The organism is Roseovarius sp. A-2 (assembly GCF_002072155.1).
GTDB lineage: Bacteria > Pseudomonadota > Alphaproteobacteria > Rhodobacterales > Rhodobacteraceae > Roseovarius.
Genome location: NZ_BDIY01000005.1, coordinates 1 through 18,518, shown reverse-complemented (window position 1 = coordinate 18,518; position 18,518 = coordinate 1). Strand labels below are relative to the sequence as shown.

General features: G+C 64.8%; 19 protein-coding genes and 1 pseudogene. 6 read left to right on the top strand and 14 right to left on the bottom strand.

Going from position 1 to position 18,518, the window contains the following annotated elements; genetic code table 11:
* Window positions 1-16 precede the first annotated feature (16 nt).
* A complete protein-coding gene (locus BHD06_RS08495; RefSeq protein ID WP_080456571.1) occupies window positions 17-1,483 on the bottom strand; it encodes an NAD-dependent succinate-semialdehyde dehydrogenase in 1,467 nt (488 codons plus the stop codon).
* Between the two features lie 91 nt (window positions 1,484-1,574).
* Here BHD06_RS08495 and BHD06_RS08490 point away from each other — a divergent pair, with 91 nt between their 5' ends.
* Complete coding sequence (locus tag BHD06_RS08490) at window positions 1,575-2,363, top strand: alpha/beta hydrolase (RefSeq protein ID WP_080456570.1); 789 nt, start codon at window positions 1,575-1,577, stop codon at window positions 2,361-2,363.
* 193 nt (window positions 2,364-2,556) lie between these two features.
* Here BHD06_RS08490 and BHD06_RS08485 read toward each other — a convergent pair whose 3' ends face one another.
* The 11 genes from BHD06_RS08485 to BHD06_RS08435 all read right to left on the bottom strand — a co-directional run bounded on the left by BHD06_RS08485 (window position 2,557) and on the right by BHD06_RS08435 (window position 12,958).
* Window positions 2,557-3,012 carry a YaiI/YqxD family protein gene (locus tag BHD06_RS08485; RefSeq protein ID WP_080456569.1) on the bottom strand — a complete coding sequence of 152 codons (456 nt, stop codon included), beginning with the start codon at window positions 3,010-3,012 and terminating at the stop codon, window positions 2,557-2,559.
* Window positions 3,009-4,445, bottom strand: a complete 1,437-nt coding sequence (gene sthA / locus BHD06_RS08480) for a Si-specific NAD(P)(+) transhydrogenase (protein ID WP_080456568.1) — start codon at window positions 4,443-4,445, stop codon at window positions 3,009-3,011. The genes BHD06_RS08485 and sthA overlap by 4 nt, the downstream gene beginning before the upstream one ends.
* 3 nt (window positions 4,446-4,448) lie before the next feature.
* Window positions 4,449-5,282, bottom strand: coding sequence for an S-formylglutathione hydrolase (gene fghA, locus BHD06_RS08475; protein ID WP_080456567.1), 834 nt, complete (start codon window positions 5,280-5,282; stop codon window positions 4,449-4,451).
* Window positions 5,283-5,312: 30 nt separating this feature from the next.
* Window positions 5,313-6,245: an AEC family transporter gene (locus BHD06_RS08470; RefSeq protein ID WP_080456566.1), complete on the bottom strand. Its 933-nt coding sequence runs from the start codon at window positions 6,243-6,245 to the stop codon at window positions 5,313-5,315.
* Window positions 6,246-6,300: 55 nt separating this feature from the next.
* The gene (locus BHD06_RS08465; RefSeq protein WP_080456565.1) at window positions 6,301-7,221 is read right to left on the bottom strand and encodes a hypothetical protein; all 921 of its coding nucleotides are present in this window, start codon (window positions 7,219-7,221) and stop codon (window positions 6,301-6,303) included.
* Complete coding sequence (locus tag BHD06_RS08460) at window positions 7,218-7,745, bottom strand: winged helix DNA-binding protein (protein ID WP_254892355.1); 528 nt, start codon at window positions 7,743-7,745, stop codon at window positions 7,218-7,220. Before BHD06_RS08460 ends, BHD06_RS08465 begins: the two co-directional genes overlap by 4 nt.
* Window positions 7,715-9,019 carry a TRAP transporter large permease gene (locus BHD06_RS08455; protein ID WP_080456564.1) on the bottom strand — a complete coding sequence of 435 codons (1,305 nt, stop codon included), beginning with the start codon at window positions 9,017-9,019 and terminating at the stop codon, window positions 7,715-7,717. The genes BHD06_RS08460 and BHD06_RS08455 overlap by 31 nt, the downstream gene beginning before the upstream one ends.
* Window positions 9,009-9,572, bottom strand: a complete 564-nt coding sequence (locus BHD06_RS08450; protein WP_080456563.1) for a TRAP transporter small permease — start codon at window positions 9,570-9,572, stop codon at window positions 9,009-9,011. The genes BHD06_RS08455 and BHD06_RS08450 overlap by 11 nt, the downstream gene beginning before the upstream one ends.
* A gap of 59 nt (window positions 9,573-9,631) precedes the next feature.
* Entirely contained in the window at window positions 9,632-10,606 is a 975-nt protein-coding gene (locus BHD06_RS08445; RefSeq protein ID WP_080456562.1) for a TRAP transporter substrate-binding protein, read from the bottom strand.
* Between the two features lie 344 nt (window positions 10,607-10,950).
* On the bottom strand, window positions 10,951-11,772 hold the full coding sequence (locus BHD06_RS08440; protein WP_080456561.1) for a MaoC family dehydratase N-terminal domain-containing protein: 822 nt from the start codon (window positions 11,770-11,772) through the stop codon (window positions 10,951-10,953).
* A 1-nt stretch (window position 11,773) separates the two neighbouring features.
* Window positions 11,774-12,958, bottom strand: a complete 1,185-nt coding sequence (locus BHD06_RS08435) for an acyl-CoA dehydrogenase family protein (RefSeq protein ID WP_080456560.1) — start codon at window positions 12,956-12,958, stop codon at window positions 11,774-11,776.
* A 130-nt stretch (window positions 12,959-13,088) separates the two neighbouring features.
* On the opposite strand from BHD06_RS08435, the gene BHD06_RS08430 reads away from it, so the two are divergent.
* The 5 genes from BHD06_RS08430 (at window position 13,089) to BHD06_RS08410 (ending at window position 17,285) form a co-directional block, all read left to right on the top strand.
* The gene (locus tag BHD06_RS08430) at window positions 13,089-14,216 is read left to right on the top strand and encodes a CaiB/BaiF CoA-transferase family protein (protein ID WP_080456559.1); all 1,128 of its coding nucleotides are present in this window, start codon (window positions 13,089-13,091) and stop codon (window positions 14,214-14,216) included.
* Between the two features lies 1 nt (window position 14,217).
* Entirely contained in the window at window positions 14,218-14,889 is a 672-nt protein-coding gene (locus BHD06_RS08425; RefSeq protein WP_254892353.1) for a class I SAM-dependent methyltransferase, read from the top strand.
* 73 nt (window positions 14,890-14,962) lie between these two features.
* Entirely contained in the window at window positions 14,963-15,670 is a 708-nt protein-coding gene (locus BHD06_RS08420) for an ABC transporter permease (protein ID WP_080456557.1), read from the top strand.
* Between the two features lie 7 nt (window positions 15,671-15,677).
* Window positions 15,678-16,433, top strand: a complete 756-nt coding sequence (locus BHD06_RS08415; RefSeq protein WP_254892351.1) for an ATP-binding cassette domain-containing protein — start codon at window positions 15,678-15,680, stop codon at window positions 16,431-16,433.
* Window positions 16,434-16,457: 24 nt separating this feature from the next.
* Window positions 16,458-17,285, top strand: coding sequence for an extracellular solute-binding protein (locus tag BHD06_RS08410; protein ID WP_080456555.1), 828 nt, complete (start codon window positions 16,458-16,460; stop codon window positions 17,283-17,285).
* Window positions 17,286-17,401: 116 nt separating this feature from the next.
* Here the strand turns inward: BHD06_RS08410 and BHD06_RS08405 are convergent, their stop codons facing one another.
* Entirely contained in the window at window positions 17,402-18,286 is an 885-nt protein-coding gene (locus BHD06_RS08405) for a helix-turn-helix transcriptional regulator (protein ID WP_254892350.1), read from the bottom strand.
* A gap of 48 nt (window positions 18,287-18,334) precedes the next feature.
* Window positions 18,335-18,518 (bottom strand): annotated as a pseudogene (locus BHD06_RS08400) (MBL fold metallo-hydrolase); the annotation flags it as partial.

Sequence of the window (18,518 nt, the reverse complement as noted above, 5' to 3'; positions counted from 1 at the left end):
CCGCTGGTCGAGCCAATCAGACACTCAGGCAGACATATTTCATTTCGAGGTAATCCTCGATCCCGTGATGGCTGCCTTCGCGCCCGAGGCCCGATTGCTTGACCCCGCCGAAGGGCGCGACCTCGGTCGAGATGATGCCGGTATTGACACCGACAATCCCGTATTCGAGCGCCTCGGCCACCTTGTAGACGCGGCTGAGATCCTTGGCATAGAAATAAGAGGCAAGACCGAAGATCGTGTCATTGGCGAGGTCAATCACCTCGTCCTCGTCCTCGAACCTGAAGAGCGGCGCGAGGGGGCCGAAGGTTTCCTCGGTGGCGAAATCCATGTCGCGGGTCGCGCCGGTGATGATGGTGGGCGGCAGGAACAGCCCCTCAGTCTCTTCCGCCCCGCCAAGGATCACCGTGCCGCCCTTGGCGGTCGCGTCGGCCACATGCTCGCGCACCTTGACCAGCGCATCGGCGTTGATCAGCGGCCCGAGCGATGTGCCATCGGCCAGACCGTCCCCGACTTTCAGCTTTTCGACCGCCGCCTTGAGCTTGGCCGCGAAGGCGTCATAGACACCCGATTGCACGTAGATGCGGTTGGCGCAGACACAGGTCTGGCCGTTGTTGCGGAACTTGCACAGGATCGCGCCCTCGACGGCGGCATCAAGATCGGCATCGTCAAAGACGATGAAGGGCGCGTTACCGCCCAGTTCCATCGAGCATTTCATCACGCTGTCGGCGGCCTGGCGCAGCAGGATGCGGCCCACCTCGGTGGAGCCGGTGAAGGTCAGCTTGCGTACGGCCGGATTCTCGCAGAATTCCTTGCCGATCTCGGACGACCGCGACGAGGTGACGATGTTGAACACGCCCGCCGGGATCCCTGCGCGTTCCGCCAGCACGCCCATCACCGTGGCCGAGAGCGGCGTTTCCGCCGCCGGGCGCCCGACAAAGGCACAGCCTGCGGCCAATGCGGGCGCGGCCTTGCGGGCGATCATCGCATTGGGAAAGTTCCACGGCGTGATCGAGGCCGCGACGCCGATCGGCTGCTTGACAACCATGATTCGCTTGTCGCGCTGATGGCCGGGGATCATCTCACCATAGATGCGTTTTGCCTCTTCGCCGAAGAACTCGATGAAGGACGCGCCATAGGCCACCTCGCCCTTGGCCTCAGCCAGCGGTTTGCCCTGTTCGGCGGTCAGGATCACGCCCAGATCGTGCTGGTTCTCCATCATCAGGTCGAAGAACTTGCGCAGCACGGCGGCGCGTTCCTTGCCGGTCCACTTGGCCCAATCCTTTTGTGCAGCCTCGGCCTCGGCGATGGCACGGGCCACCTGCGCCCGGCTCAGATCGGCGACATTGGCGATGACATCACCTCGCGCCGGGTTGGTGACCTTAAAGGTGCCATTGTCGCCATCCACCCATTGCCCGCCGATATAGGCCTTTTCCGCCAGCAGGCTGGGATCGTTGAGCAGGGATTTCAGGTCGGTCGTGGTCATCGCGGTATCCTCCGGGCGTGTCTTTTGGTCTCGTCATGTCAGACCAGCTTGGGCTAGGAATGTCTAGGGCCAGATATAAGGAGATCACGCCGTGGAACTGGACGATGCCTATGCCAATGTCCCCTATATTCCGGGCGGGGCGCAATACCCGGCGCGCTGGACGGTCGCCGCAGAGGCGTTTCGCGCACGGCTGAGCGCGGAGGGACGCGCGGAACTCGGCCTGCCCTATGGCAAGGGCGCACGGCAGGCATTTGACCTGTTCCACCCCAAGGGCACGGCGCAGGGCCTCGTGATCTTTGTGCATGGCGGCTACTGGTTGCGCTTCGACCGGTCCTACTGGTCGCACCTCGCCTCCGGGTCATTAGCGCGAGGCTGGGCAGTGGCGATGCCGTCCTATGACCTTTGCCCCGAGGTGCGGATCGCAGAGATCACCCGGCAGATTTCACAGGCCGTCACGGTGGTGGCGGGCCGGGTGGAGGGGCGGATCGCGCTCGTGGGTCATTCGGCGGGCGGGCATCTGGTGGCGCGCATGGCGGTGCCGGGGGTCTTGCCGGCCGAGGTAGCCGCAAGACTCAGCCACGTCTTACCGATCTCGCCGGTCTCAGATTTACGGCCACTTTTGCAAACCTCGATGAACGAGCATTTCCGCCTGGATATGACGGCGGCGGAGGCCGAAAGCCCGGCGCTGATGCGCCCCCTGCCAGTGCCGGTCACGATCTGGGTCGGGGCTGAGGAACGGCCGGTATTTCTGGATCAGGCGCGATGGCTGGCCGAGGCCTGGGGTGCCGGGCAGGAGATTACCAGAGGGCGGCACCATTTCGACGTGATCGAGGCGCTCGAGAGGGCCGAGAGCCGGATGGTTGTGCAATTGCTGGGGTGAGGGCTGGTCTGAAGCGGTCGTTGCCGTGAGCCGCGCAACGGGCCGATCGCTTGCCTGTCTGCCCCCGGACAAGAGGCGCGGTCCCCCTCCCCGTCATCCAGACGGCGCGGCGGGCTTCGGCCTTGAAGCCCGGCAGTGGCATGACGGCGCAGGTCCACTCCCAAGCCTAGACAACACAAGCATCACAGCCGTCTCAGCCGTCGGCCTCCTTCGCGCGGCGCACTGTGCGCTCCAATGCCTCCAGAAAGCGCGAGCGGTCGGCCTTGGTGAACCCCTTGCCGCCACCTTGGCGGAACGGGTCGGCGGCGCGCAGATCGGCCATGAGATCGCGCGTGGCCAGCACATTCCCGATATTGGCCGCCGTCAGCGCCTCGCCATTGTGCTTGAGCACCTGCGCTCCGGCCTCGACGCATCTTGCAGCCAGCGGAATATCCCCCGTGATCACTACGTCACCCGGCCCCGCGCGTTCAGCGATCCACATGTCGGCCACGTCGGGACCATCGGGCACGATCACCATTTCCACCAGCGGATTGCGCGACGGGCGCAACCCGCCATTGGAGACGATGAACATCCGCAGCCCGTGCCGGGTGCCCACGCGCTCGACCTCGTCCTTGACGGGGCAGGCATCGGCGTCGACATAGAGGCTCACGCGCTCTTGGCCTTCTTGCCACCCTGCTTGACCTTGTATTCCTCGGGAATCGGCATCCGGTTGAACGCGTCCAGCCCGGCGATCTTGTAGGCCTCGGCCAGCGTCGGGTAGTTGAAGGTGTTCTGCACGAAGTAATCCACCGTGCCCTTGAGGTTGAGCACCGCCTGCGCGATATGGATCAGTTCCGTCGCTCCTTCGCCGACGATCTGCACACCGAGCACCCGACGCGTCTTGAGCGAAAAGAGCATCTTCAGCAGCCCGTGTTCCAACCCCATGATATGCCCGCGACTGGTTTCGCGGAACCGCGCGACGCCGACCTCGTAGTGGATACCGCGCTCCTGCATTTCCTCTTCGGACATGCCGCAGGTGGAAATCTCAGGCACCGAATAGATGCCGTAGGGGAACCACGGGCTCTCGGGCAATGTCGGCGTGTCGAGCGCGTGGCAGGCGGCGACGCGGCCCTGCTGCATCGAGGTCGAGGCAAGCGACGGATGCCCGATCACGTCCCCCGCCGCATAGATATGCGGCACGGTCGTCTGATAGGTCTTGCGATCCACCTCAAGCCGCCCGCGATGGTCGGTTTCCAGCCCGGCGGCAACGAGGTTGAGCTTCTCCGTCGCCCCCATCCGCCCGGCGGCGAACAGCAGCATCTCGGCGCGCACGTGGCGGCCATCGGCAAGGCTCACCTCCACATGTTTGCCCGCATCCTCGATCGTGTCGATGGCCGAGCCGAGCCGGAGGTCGACGCCGTTCTCAAGGATCTGATGGGTGAAATCCCGGATGATCGCGCGGTCGATGAAGTCGAGAAAGGTTTCGCGCGGCTCGATCAGCGTGACCTGCACGTCGAGTGCCGAGAACATCGTGGCATATTCCACGCCGATCACGCCCGCGCCGACCACGATTAGGCTGCGCGGAATCTGCCCGAGTTCGAGAAACTCGTCGCTGTCGACAATGGTACTGCCGTTGAAGGGCACGGTATCGGGGCGGTAGGTCTTGGTGCCGGTCGAGATCAGGAACCGGTCGGCGGTAAGGCGTGTGGCCTCGCCCGCCTCGGTCGCGACCTCGACGGTATTGGCATCGGTGAAGCGCGCCACACCGTTGAGCGTATCAACATGGTTTCGGTTGAACTGATGTTCCAGCACGTCGACCTCGTAATCGAGCGTCTTGTGCAGGCGCATCTTGAGATCCTGCGCCCCGATGTCGTCCTTCACCCGGTAAGAGCGGCCATAAAAGCTGCGCTCGCGCCAGCCCGAGAGGTTGAGCACCGTCTCGCGCAGGGTCTTGGAGGGGATCGTGCCGGTATGCACCGACACGCCGCCCAGCTTGTCCTTCTTGTCGATCACCAGCACCCGCCGCTTGAGCTTGCCGGCCTGAATGGCCGCCGCGCGACCGGCGGGACCAGAGCCGATGATGATCAGGTCGTAATGGCTCATGGCTTACTCCGCATAAAGCGCCTCGGCATGGAAGGTGACGTGATCCTCCATGAAGGTCGAGATGAAGAAATAGCTGTGATCGTAGCCCTTTTGCATGCGGAACGTGCCTTCCTGCCGCCGCGCGGCCATGGCCTGCGCCAGCGTCTCGGGGCGCAAGAGGTCAAGGAACTGATCCGAGGTGCCGGTATCCACCAGAACCGGCCCGTCAAAGCCGCGCTCCCCCATCAGCAGGCTGGCGTCATGGGCGGCCCATGTGGCCTCGTCACCGCCAAGATAGGCCGCGAACTGCTTGCGGCCCCAATCACCGCCAGTCGGGTTGCAGATCGGCGAAAAGGCCGAGACCGAACGGAACCGCCCCGGCAGCGACATCGCAAGCGTCAGCGCGCCATGCCCACCCATGGAATGGCCGGTGATCGCCTGCCGGTCCATGTCGAGGGCGAATTCGCGGCCCAGAAGCGCGGGCAGTTCGTCTGCCAGGTAATCCCACATGCGGAAATGCGGGGTCCAGGGCTCTTGCGTGGCGTTCACGTAGAAACCGGCCCCCTGGCCCAGGTCATAGGCGTCATCATTGGCCACATCGTCGCCGCGCGGCGAGGTGTCGGGGAACACAAGTGCGATACCCTGTTCCGCCGCCCAGCCCTGCGCGCCTGCCTTGACCATGGCGTTCTCATGGGTGCAGGTCAGGCCCGAGAGATACCACAGCACCGGAACCGGGCCCTCCTGCGCGTCCTCGGGTAGGAAGAGGCCAAAGGTCATGTCACAGCCGCAGGCGTCGGATTTATGCGTATAGACCCCCTGCGTGCCGCCGAAACATGCGTTCTGCGAAACCGTTTCCATGTCGTTCTCCTCTTTCCTCTTGGTAACTGTTCAGTAAAGCCGGGCGACCCAGCCGATCACAAGCGACACCGTGACGATGGCCGCGACCGTCGATATAAGGATGGCAGATGACACCCGTTTGGGGGCCACGCCGTAATGTTGCGCGATCATGAAGACATTGCCCGCGACCGGCAGGCTGGCCGCCGCGATCATCACCGCCGCCGCATAGAGCTGCACCTCGAAGAGGATCAGCGCAGAGATGGCCACCGCGCCGGGGTGCAGCACCAGCTTGCAAAACGACAGCCACCCCGCCACGCTGGCGCGTTCCGCCGATTTCGAGGCGAGCGAGGCCCCGATGGCAAAAAGCGCGCCGGGAGTGGCAGCATCGCCCAGAATACGCACGAAAGCGTTGATCGGATCCGGGATCGGCAGGCTCAGCGCCGACCACGCAAGCCCCAACACAATCGAGACGATCATCGGGTTCTTTAGCAGGCCCAGCCCCACGGTGCGAAAGATCCGCAGGCTCATCCGCCCGTCGCGCGAGCCGGTGATCAGGATCACCACCAGCGAGCCGAAGACAATCAGATCGACCGCCAGCACCACCATCACCCAACCAATCGCCGCTTCGCCCATCAGCATCGCCAGCATCGGCACCCCGAGGAACCCGACGTTGCCGATCACCGCGCATTGCGCCTCGATCGCGGTTTCCGACAGGCTGACGCCGCGCAGCATCGCGACGACAGTCGCCACCCCATAGATCAGCGCGGTCGCCGCCAGATAGGCCAGCACGAAATTCCAGTCGAGCACGTCCGACAGCGTCAGATTGGCCGAAAACCGGAACAGCATCGCCGAGAGCGCGAAGTAAAACACGAATTTCGTGAGCCAGGCCGTGGCCTCTTCGGGAAAGAACCCGCTGCGCCCGGCCCCGTAGCCCAGACCGATGATCAGAAAGAAGGGAAGGGTCTGGAAAAAAATGCTCAGCATAGGGCGTGTCGTAGCAGGTTCGCGGGCAGCGTCAATCCGCATGGCCGCGCGCGGTCTACCCCGCGAGGCGGCGGATGAGCGGGGCGATGATCAACGGCGTCAGATACATGGGCACCTGATAGCAACCGATGAACAGCAGCAGCGCCGCGCCGGTCTCGGGTGGCAGCGCACCGAGAAAGAGCCCAAGGTTGCGATTGCCCACCACAATGGCAAGTGCGGGGGTGCCGGGGCTGCCGCGCAACAAGAGCAGCGCGCCGATCTGCGCCCCGAAATTGAGCGTGAAGACGGCGGCGAGGGTCAGCCACAACTCGCGCGAGGGCGCGAGGATCGCAGGCCCCACCGCCGCCATCAGTCCCACCACCACCACCGCCATAACCAGGGTGATCAAGCCATCGACCGTCCCCTGCCCTTCGGCCCTGCTCAGCCACGGCACCGTACGGCGCATCAGCATCCCCGCGCCCCCCGCCAGCGCGATCACCGCCAGTAGCCGCAGCGCGGCCATCGCCACCACCTCGGGCGCGCCAAAGACAGGCAGAACCCAGAAGACCGGCAGCACCGTCAGCGGCAGGAGCGCCGTGCCCAGCACCAGTTGGCGCAAGGCCGGGGCCGGATCGCCGCCCGCCATGATCGTCAGGCCCGGACTACCCGTAAGCGGGGCTGCGGCCAGCACCAGCACCGCCCCGACCCCGATGATCGACTCCATCGCGCCAAGCACCCAGAGCCCGGCAATCGCGCAAAGCGGCAAGATGACCTGCAGGATCAGCGTGGCGCGCAGGAACCGGGGCAAGGCATGCGTGCCGGGAAAGGCCGCGACCACATCCACCCGCAGAGTGGCAAGGAACAGCATCAGCGCGATCAGCGGAAAGATCAGCGGCTCCATCGCGCGGGCAAGGCCGGGGGCGAGAATGCCCACCAGCAGCCCAAGCACCAGAACGAGACGCCCATGCCGCGCCAGCGCGTGAAAAGCCGGTATCACAGCGCCGCTGCGCCCCGCGCCGCCTGATCATAGCTTCCCGAGAGCGTGCGCAAGAGGCCCGCGAGCCGCGACAGTTCCGCCGTGTCCAGCCCTAACTGCCGCACCGAGCGCACCAGCAGACGCTCTCGTACGCGTTCGTATTGGGTGCAATAGTCCTGCCCGGCTGCGGTGATCTGCACGGTCTTTTCCTTGCCCGAGCGCCCGGTGATGATCAGCCCGTGACCGGCCAGCTTCTTGACCGCGTAATTCACCAGATGCGTGTCCTCGACATTCAGCACGAGGCAGATATCGGCCAGGCTCTTGGGCCTCTTGCGGTGATGCACCAGATGCACGATCAGCACCTCCAGCGGGGTCAGCCCCGGCATGCCCGAGGCGGTCATGCAGCGTACGATCCAGCGTTGAAAGGCGTTGTTCGCCATCGTCAGGGCAAACTCCATTTCCGACAGTTCCGGCAAACCGGAATTCGCCAGATGCGCCGAGGACACGACCGGCCCTAGCGCGCCAGCATCGTCTGAGGGATCCATAGCGCAATCTCCGGGAAAAGGGTCAGGATGGCAGTGGCCAGCACCAACAGTAGGAAGAACGGAAAGGCATGGCGCGCGATCTCGAAAATACTGCGCCCGGTAATGGATTGCAGCACAAAGAGATTAAAGCCCACCGGCGGGGTGATCTGGCTCATCTCGACCACCAGCACGAGGAAGATGCCGAACCAAATGGGGTCGATCCCCGCCGCCAACACCATCGGCAGGATCACGGATGTCGTGAGCACGACAATGGAAATCCCGTCAAGAAACATGCCCAGCACGATGAAGAACACCACCAGTGCGGCCAGGAGCATGTTGGCCGAAAAGCCCTGCTCGCCGATCCACGCCGCCAGCGCGCGGGGGATGCCGGTATAGCCCATGGCGACGGTCAGGAACGCCGCGCCCGCAAGGATGAAAGAGATCATGCAAGTGGTGATCGTGGCACCCCGCAGGGCACCCCACGTGCTCTCCCAGTTGAGCGAGCCACTCATGCCGGACAGGATCAGCGCGCCCAGCACGCCGACCACCGCCGCCTCGGTCGGCGAGGCGAGCCCGGCATAGATCGAGCCGATGACGGCGATGATCAGAAGGACCGTCGGTCCCAGGAGGATCACCGCGCGCAGCTTGACCCCGAGCGAGGTGGCGGGCTCTGCCGCAGGCATCTTATCGCGATGGGTCAGCGCCCAGAGCATCGTGTAACCCGAGAAAAGCGACGCCAGCAGCAGCCCCGGGCCGATGCCCGCAAGGAACAGCCGCGCGATGCTCTGCTCCGTCGCAGCACCATAGACGATCAGGATGATCGACGGCGGGATGAGAAAGCCGAACGTGCCAGAGCCTGCCAGCGTGCCGATGATCATCCGGTCGTCATAGCCGCGCCGCGTCAGTTCGGGCACCGACATGCGCCCCACCGTGGCGGTGGTGGCCGCCGACGATCCCGACACGGCAGCGAAAAGCGCGCAGCCAAAGATATTGGCATGCAAGAGCCGCCCCGGCAGCCGCCCCGTCAGCGGCGCGAGCCCCGAAAACATGTCCGATGACAGTCGCGAGCGAAACAGGATCTCGCCCATCCAGATGAACATCGGCAGCGCCGTCAGATCCCAGATGTTGAGCGCGCCCCAGACCTTGGTGCCGAACACCAGTTCGGCGGGCGCGGTCGAGGCCAGCATCATCGCGGCGAGTGCGACGGCAATCAGCGAAAACCCCACCCAGAGGCCGAGCGCCAGGCAACCGAAGAGGATCGCGACGAGGGTCAGCGACAGAAGTTCAATGCCCATCGGTCTTGCCCTGCTTCTCGGCCTCTGCGCGCAGAAACGCCGGATCACCCCCGCGCAGCACCACAAAAGTCTCATCCAGCACAGCGATCCAGAAGATCACGAGGCCCAGAACCATCACCCCCTGCGGAATCCAGAGCGGGAATTTCGCCATCCCGAAGGAAACCGCGTTGAACGTCCAGGAATCCCAAGCCTGCACCCCAGTGCTGTAGAGCGCGAACGCCCCAAGCCCGAGCGCCACCAACAGGACCAGCCCAGCCAAGGCGCGGCGCAGATCGGATGACACGGATTGCGTTAGCATCGTCACCCGCACATGGCCCGCGGCGCGCAGCGTGCCTGCAAGTGCCATGAAAACCGCGCCTACAAAGAGAAACCCGCCAAATTCCGAGAGCGAGGTGATGGCGATACCCACGGGCTCCTGTCCGATGGCCAGCATCGCCTTGTCGATGACGCGGCCCGTCACCTGCACCAGCACCAGCACGGCAATCGCCACCAGCGCCAATGCGGCCAGAACAAAGCCCGCATCGTATAAACGGTCGAGCAGCCTGCGGATCATACGCGGCCCCTTTCTGTCGCAGGAAGGACGCGGGGCGTTTCACCCCGCGCCAGTCAGGATCAGCGCGCGCTATAGGCCGACAGAATTACGGCCCCTGCGTCACCGGCCTGTGCCTGCCATTCCTTGGTCATGGTCTCGCCGATCTCACGCAATTCGCGGGCCAGTGTCTCGGAGGGCTGCGAGACCTGCATGCCGTTTTCCCTGAGGGCGGCGATCTTTTCCTCGGTCTCGGCCATCGACATTTCCCAGCCGCGCAGCTCCGCCTCGGCCGAGGCCTCTATCAGCGCCTGCTGCTGATCGGCGCTCAGCGCCTCGAAGGCGCGGGTGTTGACGAAGACCATGTTCTTGGGCAGCCAGGCCTGCGTGTCGATATAATGACTCACGAAATCCCAGGCCTGCGACGACACGCCGGTCGAGGGCGAGGTGATCATCGCCTCGACCCGCGAGGTGGAAAAGGCGGTGGGGATATCGCCCGCCTCGACTGTCGTGGGCACGGCACCCATCAGCTGCGCCAGACGCTCGGTCGCGGTGTTGTAGGCGCGAAAGCTGACGCCCTGCATGTCCGAGATCGAGTCGATTTCCTTTTGCAGGTAGAGGCTCTGCCCCGGCCACGGCACGGCAAAGAGAAGGGTCAGCCCCTGATCGGCCAGCTTCGCCGCGATCTGGTTACGCGAGGCGGCCCACAGTTTCGAGGCATCTTTATAGCTTGCCGCCAGAAACGGCACCGAATCGACGCCGAAGACCGCATCCTCGTTGGCCAGCTGCGACATCAGGGTCTCGCCGATCGGCGCCAGCCCCCGGCGCACCGAGTCGCGAATTTCCGGGTGAGCGTAGAGCGAGCCCGCCGAATGCACGGTGATGGACAACTCACCCTCTGTCGCGCTCGCGACCTCATCGGCGAATTGCATGATGTTTTGCGTATGAAAGACCGAATCGCCATAAGGTGTCGGCATGTCCCAAGTGGTCTGTGCCTGCGCGGCAAGGGCGCTCATGGCAAAGGCCCCCGACAGGGCCAGCGTGGTGAAATATTTCATGGTCGTCTCCCTGGGTTTTGTTACAAATTGATGCCGGGTGCTGTCCCGGTTCTGAACAGAGCCTGACCCGTCACTTGTAATTTGTCAACAAATTGCCATTGTGGCGCGTAAAGTTGAACCCAACATGCGGAAAATCCGGGATTTCCGGACCTGATGGATTGCGCATTCCTCTCGCCTCATCCCCCCTCGGGGCCGGTCGCGGCAGTGATCGCGCTCACTGGGTGCCGCTTCAGCGCGGGCTGGACAAGGCCTTTGCAAAGGCCTTGAACGCGCTTTTCAAAGCGCGTGAAAGCGGCTTGCAAGCCGCTTTGGAAGCCGTTTGCAAACGGCTTCACGCCCCCGCCTCAGCGATAGGCGGTGGCGGTCATCGTTGCAACGCCATCGGTCTCACGGCGCACCCGCAGGCTCAGCCCCTCGTCGCTCTCGCGTGCCTCGATTGCGACCGGCATACCGCAGATGAGCGGTGACAGGCCGCGATAGGCGAACCGTTTCGGCAGGCACCCCATCAGGTGCGTGGCAAGGTTCATCATCCAGACCGCCTGCATCGGGCCATGCACGACAAGGCCCTCATACCCCTCGACCCCCGTGGCATAGGGGTGATCGTAATGGATGCGGTGGCCGTTGAAGGTGAGCGCCGAGAAACGAAAAAGCAGCGCCGTGTCGGGCGTGAGGTGCCACGCCGTCGCGTCCGGCCAGTCCTCGGCACGCACCGGCGCGTGGGATTGTCCCGGCTTGGGATCTTCGCGATAGACGATGTCCTGCCGCTCTGAGACACGCGCCTCACCCGATACCTTATAGGTATGGCGCTGCGTGACAAAGCCCAGCTTGCCGCTGCGCCCCTCCTTGAAGGCCACATCCTCGATCACCGTCTCGCGGGTCACCAGGTCACCGGGTGCGAAGGGGACGTGAAAGGTCAGTTCTCCGCCCGCCCACATCCGGCGCGGCAGCGGCAGCGCGGGCAGGAAGAGCCCGGTCTTGGGGTGGCAATCGCAGCCCAGCTTGTCCGGGGCCACGACATCCGGCACAAGACACCAGTGCAGCCCCACCGGCACCTCTGCCTCGGCGAGATACCCTGCCAACGTGGCGCGGTATTGCGTGATCAGCCGCTCAGACATCGGCTCCGAGCGCGCATATCCCCATCCGATCCAGTCGCTGTAATCGCTCATCTCACGCCCCCCGTCCCGGCCCGTAGGATTTCGGCAACCCCAGCACCTGTTCCGCAATATAGCACAGGATCAGGTTGGTCGAGATCGGCGCGATCTGGTAGAGCCGCGCCTCGCGCCATTTGCGCTCCACGTCATATTCCTCGGCAAAGGCAAAGCCGCCATGGGTCTGCATGCAGGCCTCGCCCGCCTCCCAGCTAGCCTCGGAGGCGAGCAGCTTGGCGGCATTGGCCTCGACGCCCGGGTTTTGCCCCGCATCATACATCGCCGCCGCGCGGTAGACGATTCCTTCCGCCGCCATCAGATGCGCCTGCGCCCGTGCCAGCGGAAACTGCACGCCCTGATTGGCGCCGATGGCCTCGCCGAACACCGCGCGTTCGCGGGCGTAATCCGACCCGGTTTTCAGGAACCACTTGGCATCCCCGATGCATTCGGCGGCAATCAGGATACGCTCGGAATTCATACCCGAGAGGATATAGCGAAAGCCCTTGCCCTCCTCGCCGATCAGGCTGTCGGCGGGGATGCGCAGGTTGTCAAAGAACACCTCGGTGGTGGCGTGGTTGATCATCGTGCGGATCGGGCGGATTTCCACCCCGTTGCCGATCTTGTCCCGCAAATCGACGAGGAAGACCGACAGCCCGTCGGTTTTCGACTTGGCCTGGTCGCGCGGCGTGGTGCGCGCCAGCAGGATCATCAGGTCGGAATGCTCGACCCGCGAGGTCCAGATCTTCTGGCCGTTTATCACATATTCGTCACCCTCGCGCCGCGCCGTGGTCTTGAGCGCGAGCGTATCGGTACCGCTCGTGGGTTCGGTCACGCCAAAGGCCTGCAGGCGCAGCGTGCCGTCGGCGATGCCCGGCAGATAGACGGCCTTTTGCGCCTCGGACCCGTGCCGCAGCAGCGTGCCCATCGTATACATCTGCGCGTGACAGGCGGCGGCGTTACAGCCAGAGCGGTGGATTTCCTCCAGGATCACCGAGGCCGCCGTCAGGTTCAGCCCCGATCCGCCGTATTCCTCGGGGATCATCGCCGCAAGATAGCCCTCGCGGATAAGCGCATCGACAAACTCCTTGGGATAAGCGCGGCGCGCATCCAGATCGCGCCAGTAGCCGCCCGGAAACGCGGCGCAGACCTGCGCCACGCCATCGCGAATATCGGCAAACTCGGCCGTTGGATCAAAAGACGTCATTCCAGCCCCTCCTTCTCTTGCTGCCCCTGATTGGCAGGTTTTAGCGCTCAATGGAATATTCACATCGGGGTTTTCCATTCCCCCGCCCTGGGGCATGGTGCGCCGAACCCGATCCACCCAGGAGGCCCCCATGCGCACCGACCTTTCCGGTCTTCTCGTCGTCTCGCTCGAACAGGCGGTCGCCGCCCCCTATGCCGCGAACCGTCTGGCCGAGGCGGGGGCGCGGGTCATCAAGGTGGAACGCCCCGAGGGCGATTTCGCACGCGGCTATGATAGCCTTGTGCAGGGCGAGAGCGCCTATTTCGTCTGGCTCAACCGGGGCAAGGAATCGGTCTGCCTCGACCTGCGTGACGAAGCCGACCGAGCGCTGATGGAGCGGATGCTGGCCCGCGCCGATATCTTCATCCAGAACCTCGCGCCGGGGGCCATCGACCGGCTGGGATTCGCCCCCGACCGGCTGCGCGCCGACTATCCGCGCCTGATCACCGTATCGATCTCGGGCTATGGCGAGGAAGGGCCGCTCGCCGATCTCAAGGCCTATGACCTGCTGGTGCAGGCCGAAACCGGGCTGTCCTCGATCACCGGCAACGCGGCGGGCCCGGCGCGCACCGGCGTGTCGGTCTGCGATATCGCGGCGGGAATGACGGCCTATCAATCCATCCTCGAGGCGCTGATCGGGCGCGCCACCACCGGCGAGGGGCGGCATATCGCGGTGTCGCTCTTTCACGCGCTCAGCGACTGGATGAACGTGCCCTATCTGCAATATGCCTATGGCGGCAAGGTGCCGCCGCGCGCGGGGCTCAACCACCCCACCATCGCGCCCTACGGTGTCTATGAGGGCAGCGACGGCAAATCCGTGCTGATCTCGATCCAGAACGAGCGGGAATGGGCCATGTTCTGCGAGACGATCCTCGGGGATGCCGCACTTGCCCGCGATCCGCGCTTTGACAGCAATTCGAACCGCGTGGCACATCGCGATGCCCTCGACGCGGTGCTGCGCCCGGCCTTTGCCGCCGTGCCCCGCGACGCGATGGCCGACCGCCTGCGCGCCGCGCGCATCGCCTATGGCAGGGTCAGCGAGATGGAGGACGTGGTAAGCCACCCGCAGAACCGCTATGTCACCGCCGAGACGCCAAGCGGCCCGGTGCGGATGCTGGCCCCCGGCGCGCTGATCGACAACACCCCAGCCACGCCCGGCCCGGTGCCCGGTCTGGGGGAGCATACGCGCGCGCTGCGCGATGAATTCGGAGAGGACTGACATGAATACCGGCGCAAGGATCGCGTCGATCCTGAAAGAGACGGGCGCGCGCGATGTGCTCGATATCGGCTGCGGCCACGGCGCTCTCGCGCGGCGAATGGTCCGCGAGGGCCTTGCCGTAACAGGCATCGACCCGGCCCCCGACGCCATCGCGGCGGCGCAAGCGAAGGTGCCCGAGGCACAGTTCTCGGTTGCCGGGGCCGAGGCGCTTCCGTTTGATCCGGACAGCTTCGATGTCTGCGTATTTCTCAATTCCCTGCATCACGTGCCGGTGCCCCTGATGGAGCAGGCGTTGCACGAGGCGCTGAGGGTTTTGCGCCCCGGCGGTGAGGTGATCGTGCTGGAACCATTGGCCGAGGGGCCGTTCTTCGAGGTGATGCGCCCGGTCGAGGATGAAACGGAGAACCGCCGCGCCGCCATGGCCGCGATCGACGCAGTGATGGCCTCTGGCGCGGCGACCGGGCCGGCCCCGATCACGTGGTCTCGACCCACGCCGGTGGCCGATACCGAGGCGTTCATCGACATGCTCGCGCGCGTCGACCCCGCCCGCCGCGCGGTGGCCGAGGCGCAGCGCGAGCGGCTCGCCGATCTCTTTGCCCGCCATGCGACCGAAGGCCCAAAAGGCCCCGAACTTTTTCAACCCCTGTGCCTCTGGCGATTGCGGCCCATCTGAGTATCCGGGCAAATTGGCTCTGGATTGATATGTGTTTTTGTGTTTTTTTTCCCGACAAGGGGAGAAATCGCACGTGTTCAGCTTTGGCGACATCATGACAGAGGCGCTCGGCCTGATCCTGACATGGGACCGGGACCTGAGCGAAATCGTGCTCTTGTCGCTGCGCGTGACCCTGACGGCGGTGGCGGTCGCCTGCCTGATAGGCCTGCCGCTCGGTGCTGTGATAGGTGCGTTCCGCTTTCCTGGGCGTGGCGCGGCGACGGTGCTGCTCAATGCGCTGATGGGGCTGCCGCCGGTGGTGGTGGGGCTCTTCGTCTACCTGATGCTGTCTAATGCCGGGCCTTTGGGCGTGCTCGGTCTGCTCTACACCCCCACGGCCATGATTATCGCGCAAACCATCCTCGTCACCCCCATCGTGGCGGCGCTGACGAAACAGGTGGTCGAGGACCTGCATGGCGAATATGCCGAGCAATTCGCCTCGTTCGGCCTGACGGCGCGTGAACGCGTGTCTGCGCTGTTGTGGGACGCACGCTATAGCCTGCTGACCGTGGCGCTGGCGGGTTTCGGCCGCGCGGTGGCAGAGGTGGGGGCGGTACTGATCGTGGGCGGCAATATCAACCACGTGACACGGGTGATGACCACAACCATCGCTTTGGAGACCTCCAAGGGCAATCTCGAACTGGCACTGGCATTGGGTGTGCTGCTTCTGGCACTGGCGGTAATCGTCAATGCGCTCGTCATGGCGCTCCGGGCCTCGGCGGTGCGGGCGGCCTATGCGTGATACGGTGATGGATATCCTCGCAGAACGCCCCGTAGAGGCGAAACCGCTGCTTGAGGCGCGGGGCTTGCGCTTTGCGGCGGGCGGCCAGACCCTCATTCACGGCATTGATGTAGCCGTAGAGCCGGGCAAGCGCATCCTCGTGATGGGGGCAAACGGCAGCGGCAAGAGCCTGCTCTTGCGGCTGCTACATGGGTTGCTGACACCCTCCGCAGGGCAGGTTCAGTGGCGCGGTCATGCCCCCGACCGCGCCGCGCGTCGCGCGCAGGCGATGGTGTTTCAGCGCCCGGTCATGCTGCGCCGCTCGGTGCTGGCCAATCTGAATTTCGCGCTCAAGGTCCACGGCCTGGCTGGTCGCGACCGTGCAGACCGCGCGAACGAGGCCCTGGAGATGGCGCGGCTCACCGATCTCGCAACTCATCCTGCCCGCGTCCTGTCGGGCGGAGAGCAACAGCGCCTCGCGGTGGCGCGCGCGCTGGTGTGTGACCCTGAGCTGCTGTTTCTCGACGAGCCCACCAGTAGCCTTGATCCGGCCTCGACCCAGATGATCGAGGATCTGGTGAACGCCGCCCATGCGCGCGGCGTGACCATCGTGATGGTCACCCATGACATGGGCCAGGCCCGGCGCATGGGGGACGAGGTGATCTTTCTCCATGCCGGACGGGTCGCGGAGCGCGGCCCGCGTGACGAGGTTCTGGGCGCGCCGTGCTCCGAGGCCGCACGCGCCTGGACGCAGGGGCGGCTCTACACCGCTACCCACCATTAACCCCAAACCAGAACGGAGCATTCAATGTTCAGACGTCATCTTCTTTCGCTCGCCATGGGCACCGCACTCGCGCTTGGCCTCTCCGGTGCAGCACAGGCGCACGACGAGTTCATCGTGGTGCAATCCACCACCTCGACGCAGAATTCCGGCCTGTTCGACCACATCCTGCCAATGTTCCAGAACGAGACCGGCATCGAGGTGCGGGTCGTGGCCGTGGGCACCGGGCAGGCCATCAAGAATGCCGCCAATGGCGATGGCGACGTGCTCTTCGTCCATGCCAAACCCGCCGAAGAGAAATTCGTGGCCGAGGGCCACGGCGTCAGCCGCGCGGATGTGATGTATAACGATTTCGTCATCGTCGGCCCACCCTCCGACCCCGCAGGCGTGGCGGGGATGAGTGACGTGGTCGCAGCCCTGACCAGGATCAGCGAGGCCGAGGCACCCTTCGCCTCGCGCGGCGATGACAGCGGCACCAACAAGGCCGAGTTGCGCCTGTGGACCGAGGCCGGCATCGACGCGCAGGCGGCCTCTGGTGGCTGGTATCGCGAGACCGGGTCGGGCATGGGTGCCACGCTCAACACCGGCACGGCGATGGGGGCCTATATCATGACCGACCGCGCCACATGGATCGCCTATGGCAACAAAGGCGACTACCAGATCGCGGTCGAGGGCGACCCGAAGATGTTCAACCAGTATGGTATCATCCTCGTGAACCCGGAGAGACACACCAGCGTCAAGGCCGAGGCCGGACAAGCATTCATCGACTGGGTGCTCTCGGATGAGGGGCAGGCCGCCATCGCGGGCTATACCGTGGATGGCCAGCAGCTGTTCTTCCCGAACGCCGGGGGCTGACTACATCCAGTTTGGCGCGAAAGCCGTTTGCAAACGGCTTCCAAAGCGGCGTCCACGCCGCTTTCACGCGCTTTGCAAAGCGCGTGGGAAGGCCCTTGCAAGGGCCTTCCCTGACCTCACGGCGACAGCCAGTGCACCTGCCCCATCGGGGACAGGTCATAGCCACCAAGTGCCGCGGCCTTGGCCACCATCGTGTCGGATCGCATGAAGGCGACAAGACGCTGCACGGGATCGGTAAAATACAGCCGCCGGTCAATCAGCACATCGAACCGTTCCTGCAACAGCGGGCGAAAGGTAAGGCGGAACTGCCGCGCCATTGATTCGATGCCGAGCGTCGCCTCCGCCTCGCCCGCTGCCACCGCCGCCGCCGCGTCGCTTTCGGTATGGGCGGGGCTTGTCGGCGTGAGGATATCACCGGGGGCAAGCCCGGCCTCGCGCATCAGACGGTCAAAAAGCGCCGTGGTCCCGGCCCCCTCCTGTCGCAGAATCACCCGCCGCCCGCGCAAATCGTCGACCCCACGCACCATATCCGCCACCGACGGCGTCAGGATCAGGCCGCGCATCCGCGCCGCCCAGCCGATCAGCACCGCGTCGCGCAGGCCCGCAGCCTCAAGCGCAGCAATGTTCCAGCCGTCGGCGTCGGGGATGTGCAGCCCGGCAAGACCCGCGCGCCCCTCAGCGAACCCGAGCAGCCCGTCACAGCTTCCGTTCCACAGGGTTGCGAGCCCAGCTCCGCTTTCACGCAGCGCCCAGTCGAGCAGCGGATCGTGCGAGCCGGTGACGAGGTCCGGGCGCGTGGCGGGGTGCAATGCGCCCTCGCCTTCGATCCATGCGGTGAGTTCGCCTTGGGGAAAGAGCAGCTTGCCGGTAATCTTGCGATGCGGAATCTCGCCTGTCGCCACCATGTCATAAACCTTGCGCTCGCGCACGCGGAGCAGGTCGGCAACTTCCTTGGTGGTCAGATAGGCGGGGTCCATCGGCTCTCCGGGTCGCTGTGGCACGCCCCGTTCCTAGCCTATTCCAAGCCGGAAATCAGCAGGAAAGCGCGCTCAGAGCCGGTTGATCGGCACTTTCAGCATCGGGTTTCCGTCGCGGTCCGTCGGCACCTCGCCTGCGCGCATGTTCACCTGAAGCGAGGGCAGGATCAGCCGAGGCATGGCCAATTGCGCATCGCGTTCGGTGCGGAACCTGACAAATTCCTCACGGGTCTTGCCGCCGCCCACGTGGATGTTG

Bases quoted from the DNA above. Each gene is read 5' to 3' on its own strand.
- BHD06_RS08495 (WP_080456571.1), bottom strand. From the start codon at position 1,483: ATGACCACGACCGACCTGAAATCCCTGCTCAACGATCCCAGCCTGCTG.
- sthA (WP_080456568.1), bottom strand. From the start codon at position 4,445: ATGAGCCATTACGACCTGATCATCATCGGCTCTGGTCCCGCCGGTCGC.
- fghA (WP_080456567.1), bottom strand. From the start codon at position 5,282: ATGGAAACGGTTTCGCAGAACGCATGTTTCGGCGGCACGCAGGGGGTC.
- BHD06_RS08470 (WP_080456566.1), bottom strand. From the start codon at position 6,245: ATGCTGAGCATTTTTTTCCAGACCCTTCCCTTCTTTCTGATCATCGGT.
- BHD06_RS08460 (WP_254892355.1), bottom strand. From the start codon at position 7,745: ATGGATCCCTCAGACGATGCTGGCGCGCTAGGGCCGGTCGTGTCCTCG.
- BHD06_RS08455 (WP_080456564.1), bottom strand. From the start codon at position 9,019: ATGGGCATTGAACTTCTGTCGCTGACCCTCGTCGCGATCCTCTTCGGT.
- BHD06_RS08450 (WP_080456563.1), bottom strand. From the start codon at position 9,572: ATGATCCGCAGGCTGCTCGACCGTTTATACGATGCGGGCTTTGTTCTG.
- BHD06_RS08445 (WP_080456562.1), bottom strand. From the start codon at position 10,606: ATGAAATATTTCACCACGCTGGCCCTGTCGGGGGCCTTTGCCATGAGC.
- BHD06_RS08440 (WP_080456561.1), bottom strand. From the start codon at position 11,772: ATGAGCGATTACAGCGACTGGATCGGATGGGGATATGCGCGCTCGGAG.
- BHD06_RS08435 (WP_080456560.1), bottom strand. From the start codon at position 12,958: ATGACGTCTTTTGATCCAACGGCCGAGTTTGCCGATATTCGCGATGGC.
- BHD06_RS08430 (WP_080456559.1), top strand. From the start codon at position 13,089: ATGCGCACCGACCTTTCCGGTCTTCTCGTCGTCTCGCTCGAACAGGCG.
- BHD06_RS08425 (WP_254892353.1), top strand. From the start codon at position 14,218: ATGAATACCGGCGCAAGGATCGCGTCGATCCTGAAAGAGACGGGCGCG.
- BHD06_RS08415 (WP_254892351.1), top strand. From the start codon at position 15,678: ATGGATATCCTCGCAGAACGCCCCGTAGAGGCGAAACCGCTGCTTGAG.
- BHD06_RS08410 (WP_080456555.1), top strand. From the start codon at position 16,458: ATGTTCAGACGTCATCTTCTTTCGCTCGCCATGGGCACCGCACTCGCG.